This window comes from Nocardia sp. NPDC060220 (genome assembly GCF_042727815.1).
Classification (GTDB): domain Bacteria; phylum Actinomycetota; class Actinomycetes; order Mycobacteriales; family Mycobacteriaceae; genus Nocardia.
In genome coordinates, this window is the sequence record NZ_JBHWZY010000530.1 from 1 (window position 1) to 4,897 (window position 4,897).

The following is a 4,897-nucleotide window of genomic DNA, read 5'->3' on the forward strand; positions in this document are numbered from 1 at the left end:
GCTCCCAGCTGTTGGCCCGCAACGCGGCCTGCCCATGCGACCCCGCGAACTCCGCACCCAGCTTCGTGACGTTCACCGCGTCCTTGTGCGCCTGGAAGCCGACCGGTACCGCGCTCTCGATCCGGCTGCGCAACGAGCGCAGGTCATCCGGCAGGTCGGCGGCGGTGAGATCGGTCTTCACGCTCTCCATCCCGCACCCGATATCCACCCCGACCGCGGCAGGCGCCACCGCATCACGCATCGCGATCACGGACCCGACCGTCGCCCCTTTGCCCAGGTGCACATCGGGCATCACGCGCAGTCCGTGCACCCATTCCAGGTTCGCGATATTGCGAAGCTGGCGCAGCGCTGACTGCTCGATCTCGTGCTCGTCGGCCCACATGAGCGTCTGCGCTCGCGTACCGCGCAGCTCGACGGGAAACATGGTCGGTCCTCTCCTTGATGAAGGACCAACGGTAGGGATGGGGTGGAGGCGGCGCACCTGATTTTCGCCGCGCCCGACAGGTCAGTCGGCGGTGAGGGCCGCCGCGATCCGGTCGCTTCCGGGGATCGCCGAGCTCGCGCCGAGCCGGGTGGTCGTCAGAGCTCCGGCGGTGTTCGCCCAGTTCAGCGCGGTAGAAATGCCCCGATTCCAGGTTGCGACCAGCGCGCCGGTGAACGCGTCGCCCGCGCCCGTTGTGTCGAGAACCTCGACGGTGCGACCGCCGACGGATCGCTCGTTTCCGTCGGCGTCGCGATAAACGGCGCCGTCCCCACCGAGCGTGCGCACGAGATGCGCGACGTGCGTCAGCTCGTCCGAATACTGCTCGGACTCCAGGGAATTCACGATCGCGAGATCGACGGCCGCCCATAATTCTTCGGGCAGCGGCTGAACCGGGGACGGATTGAGCGCGACGACGGTGCCCGACGCGCGGGCGTGCTGTGCTGCGGCGAGCACCGTGTGGATCGGAATCTCCAACTGGCACAACAGGAGGTCGGCACGCGCGATCGCGGCGAGTTCGGCTGCCGTCAGCTCGGTCACCCGCCCGTTGGCCCCCGCCACCACGATGATGCTGTTCTCGCCTGCCTCGTCGACCACGATCGAGGCGATCCCGCTGGCGCCATCGACCCTGCGGAGCAAAGTGATGTCGACGCCGGCCCCCGACAACGTGGCCGCCAGGTCCGTCCCGAACGCGTCGTCGCCGATCGCCCCGAGAAATCGCACCCGCGCCCCGGATCGCGCGGCCGCGATCGCCTGGTTCGCCCCCTTACCGCCGGGCACGGTCGCGAAGTCGCTCCCGAGCACCGTCTCACCCGGCGCGGGCCTGCGTGGGACCGTCGTGACCAGGTCCATATTGACGCTGCCGAGCACGACGACGGTCGGCGAACCGGTGCGATCCATGACGCCGAATCTAGCGGCGACGGCGTTGCTGTGGACAACTTTGTCGACGGCGTCGCCGAACCTGTGCACAACTCGGTCCCGGTGCCGGTCGGAGGGCTATTCCGGGTCCCGGGTGGCGTCGAGCGCGCGAGGCGGCCTGCGTAGGCTGATAGCCATGACGGTAGAAGTGACCCCCGAGCTGGACATCCGCGCAGCGGTGCACGACGCCGCCCGCAGGGCTCGCGTCGCGTCCCGTGTGCTGGCTCAGCTGACCACGGCGCAGAAGAACGACGCCCTGCACGCGGCGGCCGACGCCCTGCTCGCCGCCGCCGATCGCGTACTCGCGGCCAACGCCGAGGACATCGCGACCGCGCAGGCCGCCGGTACCGAGGAGAATCTGCTCGATCGGCTGCGGCTCACCAAGGCCCGCATCGACGGCATCGCCTCGGGGCTGCGGCAGGTCGCCACTCTGCCCGACCCGGTGGGTGTCATCGTGCGCGGTTCCACGCTGCCCAACGGCCTCGAGATCCGCCAGACCCGCGTCCCCCTCGGTGTGGTCGGCATGGTCTACGAGGCGCGGCCCAATGTCACCGTCGACGCGTTCGGTCTCGCTCTCAAATCGGGCAATGCGGCGCTGCTGCGCGGGTCGTCCTCGGCGGCGAACTCCAACGCCGCACTGGTCGAGGTCTTGCGCGAGGCCCTTGTCGCCCAGGATGTTCCGGCCGATGCCGTGCAACTGCTGCCGAGCAACGACCGCTCCAGCGTCACCCACCTGATCCAGGCCCGCGGCCTCGTCGACGTGGTGATCCCGCGCGGCGGCGCGGGCCTGATCAACGCCGTCGTCCGCGACGCGCAGGTGCCCACCATCGAGACCGGCACCGGCAACTGCCACGTCTACGTGCACTCGGCCGCCGATCTGGACATGGCCGAGGCCATCGTGCTCAATGCCAAGACCCGCCGACCCAGCGTCTGCAACGCCGCCGAGACCGTACTCATCGACGCCGCCGTCGCCGAGACCGCGCTGCCGCGGCTCAGCAAGGCGCTCGACGACGCGGGCGTCACCATCCACGGCGACCTGCCCGGTCAGGTCCCGGCCACCGACGCCGACTGGGGTGAGGAGTACCTCACCCTCGATATCGCGCTGAAGGTGGTCGACGACCTCGATGCCGCCGTCGACCACATCAACACCTGGGGGACCGGCCACACCGAGGCCATCGTCACCGCCGATCTGGCCGCCGCTCGCGAGTTCACGGCCCGCGTGGACGCCGCCGCGGTGATGGTGAACGCGTCCACCGCGTTCACCGACGGTGAGCAGTTCGGGTTCGGCGCCGAGATCGGCATCTCCACCCAGAAACTGCACGCCCGCGGCCCGATGGCACTGCCCGAACTCACCTCCACGAAGTGGATCGTGTGGGGCGACGGCCAGACTCGGCCGGTGTGATCGTGACTCTCGTACAGGAACCGATCTTCACGTCGGTAGACGATGTCATCTCCCGCCTCGCCACCACCGGCTACCTGGCCGACAAAGCAACGGCCACTTCGGTCTTCCTTGCCGACCGGCTGGGCAAACCGCTGCTCATCGAGGGCCCGGCCGGTGTCGGCAAGACCGAACTCTCGCGGGCGGTAGCCCAGGTCGCCGATGCCGAACTGGTCCGCCTGCAGTGCTACGAAGGCGTCGACGAGGCTCGCGCGCTCTACGAGTGGAATCACGCCAAGCAGATCCTGCGGATCCAGGCGTCGAGTGAAAATGATTGGGCCGAAACCAAAGCCGACGTCTTCACCGAGGAGTTCCTGCTCTCGCGCCCGTTGCTCACCGCCATCCGCCGCACCGAGCCGACGGTGCTGCTGATCGACGAGACCGACAAGGCCGACGTCGAGATCGAGGGTCTGCTGCTCGAAGTGCTCAGCGATTTCGCGGTGACCGTGCCCGAGCTGGGCACCATCACCGCCACGCGCAAGCCGTTCGTGGTGCTCACCTCGAACGCCACCAGGGAACTGTCGGAGGCGCTCAAACGCCGCTGCCTGTACCTGCACCTCGACTTCCCCGACGAAGATCTCGAGCGCCGCATCCTGGCCAGCCGTGTGCCGGAACTCCCGAGCACCGTGGCCGAGCAACTGGTGCGGGTCGTGCACGTGTTGCGCGGTATGCAACTCAAGAAGCTGCCCTCGGTCGCCGAAACGATCGACTGGGGCAACACCTTGCTCGCGTTGGGCGCCGCCGACCTCGACGACGCGACCGTGCGCGCCACGCTCGGCGTGGTGCTCAAGCACCGCAGCGATCACCAGCGCGCGCTGGCCGAGCTGAAACTGGCCTGATCGTGACTGCGCCAGCACCCCACGGAATCGGCGGCCACGTCGCCGGTTTCGTCGGTGCGCTCCGCGCCCGTGGCGTGCCGGTGGGACCCTCGGAAACCGTCGATGCGGGCCGGGTACTGACCGTGCTGGATCTGCTCGATCGCGAAGCGGTGCGCGAAGGGCTGGCCTGTGCGCTGCTGCGCAGGCCCACCCATCGCGCCACCTTCGACGGCCTGTTCGATCTGTGGTTCCCCGTTGCCGTGGGTGATCGCACCGCTGAGACTCCGGACCTGCCACGCACCCCGGACGGCGAGATCGACCTGGCCGCCCTCCGTGAGCAGCTCGCCGAAATGCTCGCCGCCGACGGCGGTGGCGAGCAGTTGCAGATGCTGGCCGGACAGGTGGTCGAACAGCTGGGGCAGTACCAGTCCGCGCGTGGACCGTCGTTCTCCGCGTACCAGGCTCTCAAAGATCTCGCGCCCCAGTCCTTGCTGGCCAAGGTGCTCGCGGGTCTCGCTCTGCCGCCGGACGCGAGCGAGCGCGACACCGAGGTTGCCCGCCGCGTCGCACGGGAACGCATCGCGGGGTTTCGGGCCAGCGTGGAAGCCGAGACCAATCGGCGCGTGGCAGAGCAGATCGGGCGCGAACGCGTCGCGACCTACGGTGTCGCGCGCCAGGCCGAGGACGCCGACTTCCTGCGCGCGTCCGAACGCGAGCTCACCGAACTGCGGCGCGGCACCCAGCGACTGGCCCGGATCCTGGCCTCCCGGCTGGCGGTGCGGCGCAAACGAGCGCGGCGCGGCGAAATCGATCTGCGCAAGACCCTGCGTGCCTCGATGTCCACCGGCGGGGTGCCGATCGATCTGGTGAACCGCAAGCCGCGCCCCGGTCGACCGGAACTGGTGCTGCTGTGCGATATCTCGGGCTCGGTGGCCGGGTTCAGCAACTTCACACTGCTGCTGGTGAGCGCGCTGCGGGAGCAGTTCTCCCGGGTGCGGATCTTCGCGTTCGTCGACCGCACCGATGAGGTGACGAGCTTCTTCGAGCCGTACGCGGGTCTCGACGATGTGATGACCCGGATCTTCACCGAGTCGCGCATCATCGACGCCGACGGGCACTCCGACTACGGCTACGCGCTGACCAGCTTCGCCGAGAACTTCGGTGAGGCCGTCACCAGCCGCAGCTCGCTGCTGGTTCTCGGCGACGGCCGCACCAACTACCGCAACCCGCAGCTGGATACCC

At 69.0% G+C, this 4,897-nt stretch carries 5 protein-coding genes; 3 read left to right on the forward strand and 2 right to left on the reverse strand.

Annotated elements, in window-relative coordinates:
• The coding region (locus tag ACFWF3_RS24300; RefSeq protein WP_379315422.1) for an RtcB family protein at positions 1-424 on the reverse strand (424 nt) is incomplete at its 3' end.
• An 81-nt stretch (positions 425-505) separates the two neighbouring features.
• Positions 506-1,381 (reverse strand): ribokinase, encoded by an 876-nt coding sequence (locus tag ACFWF3_RS24305; protein WP_379315424.1) that lies wholly within the window; start codon positions 1,379-1,381, stop codon positions 506-508.
• A 154-nt stretch (positions 1,382-1,535) separates the two neighbouring features.
• On the opposite strand from ACFWF3_RS24305, the gene ACFWF3_RS24310 reads away from it, so the two are divergent.
• The 3 genes from ACFWF3_RS24310 to ACFWF3_RS24320 form a co-directional block, all read left to right on the forward strand.
• On the forward strand, positions 1,536-2,801 hold the full coding sequence (locus tag ACFWF3_RS24310; RefSeq protein WP_378993768.1) for a glutamate-5-semialdehyde dehydrogenase: 1,266 nt from the start codon (positions 1,536-1,538) through the stop codon (positions 2,799-2,801).
• On the forward strand, positions 2,798-3,676 hold the full coding sequence (locus ACFWF3_RS24315) for a MoxR family ATPase (RefSeq protein WP_358071885.1): 879 nt from the start codon (positions 2,798-2,800) through the stop codon (positions 3,674-3,676). The genes ACFWF3_RS24310 and ACFWF3_RS24315 overlap by 4 nt, the downstream gene beginning before the upstream one ends.
• Positions 3,677-3,678: 2 nt before the next feature.
• Positions 3,679-4,897: VWA domain-containing protein (locus ACFWF3_RS24320; RefSeq protein WP_379315426.1), on the forward strand; the 1,219-nt coding region annotated here is incomplete at its 3' end.

What these genes read in the sequence shown, in the direction of transcription:
- ACFWF3_RS24310 (WP_378993768.1), top strand. Translation starts at nt 1,536, where the DNA reads ATGACGGTAGAAGTGACCCCCGAGCTGGACATCCGCGCAGCGGTGCAC.
- ACFWF3_RS24305 (WP_379315424.1), bottom strand. Translation starts at nt 1,381, where the DNA reads ATGGATCGCACCGGTTCGCCGACCGTCGTCGTGCTCGGCAGCGTCAAT.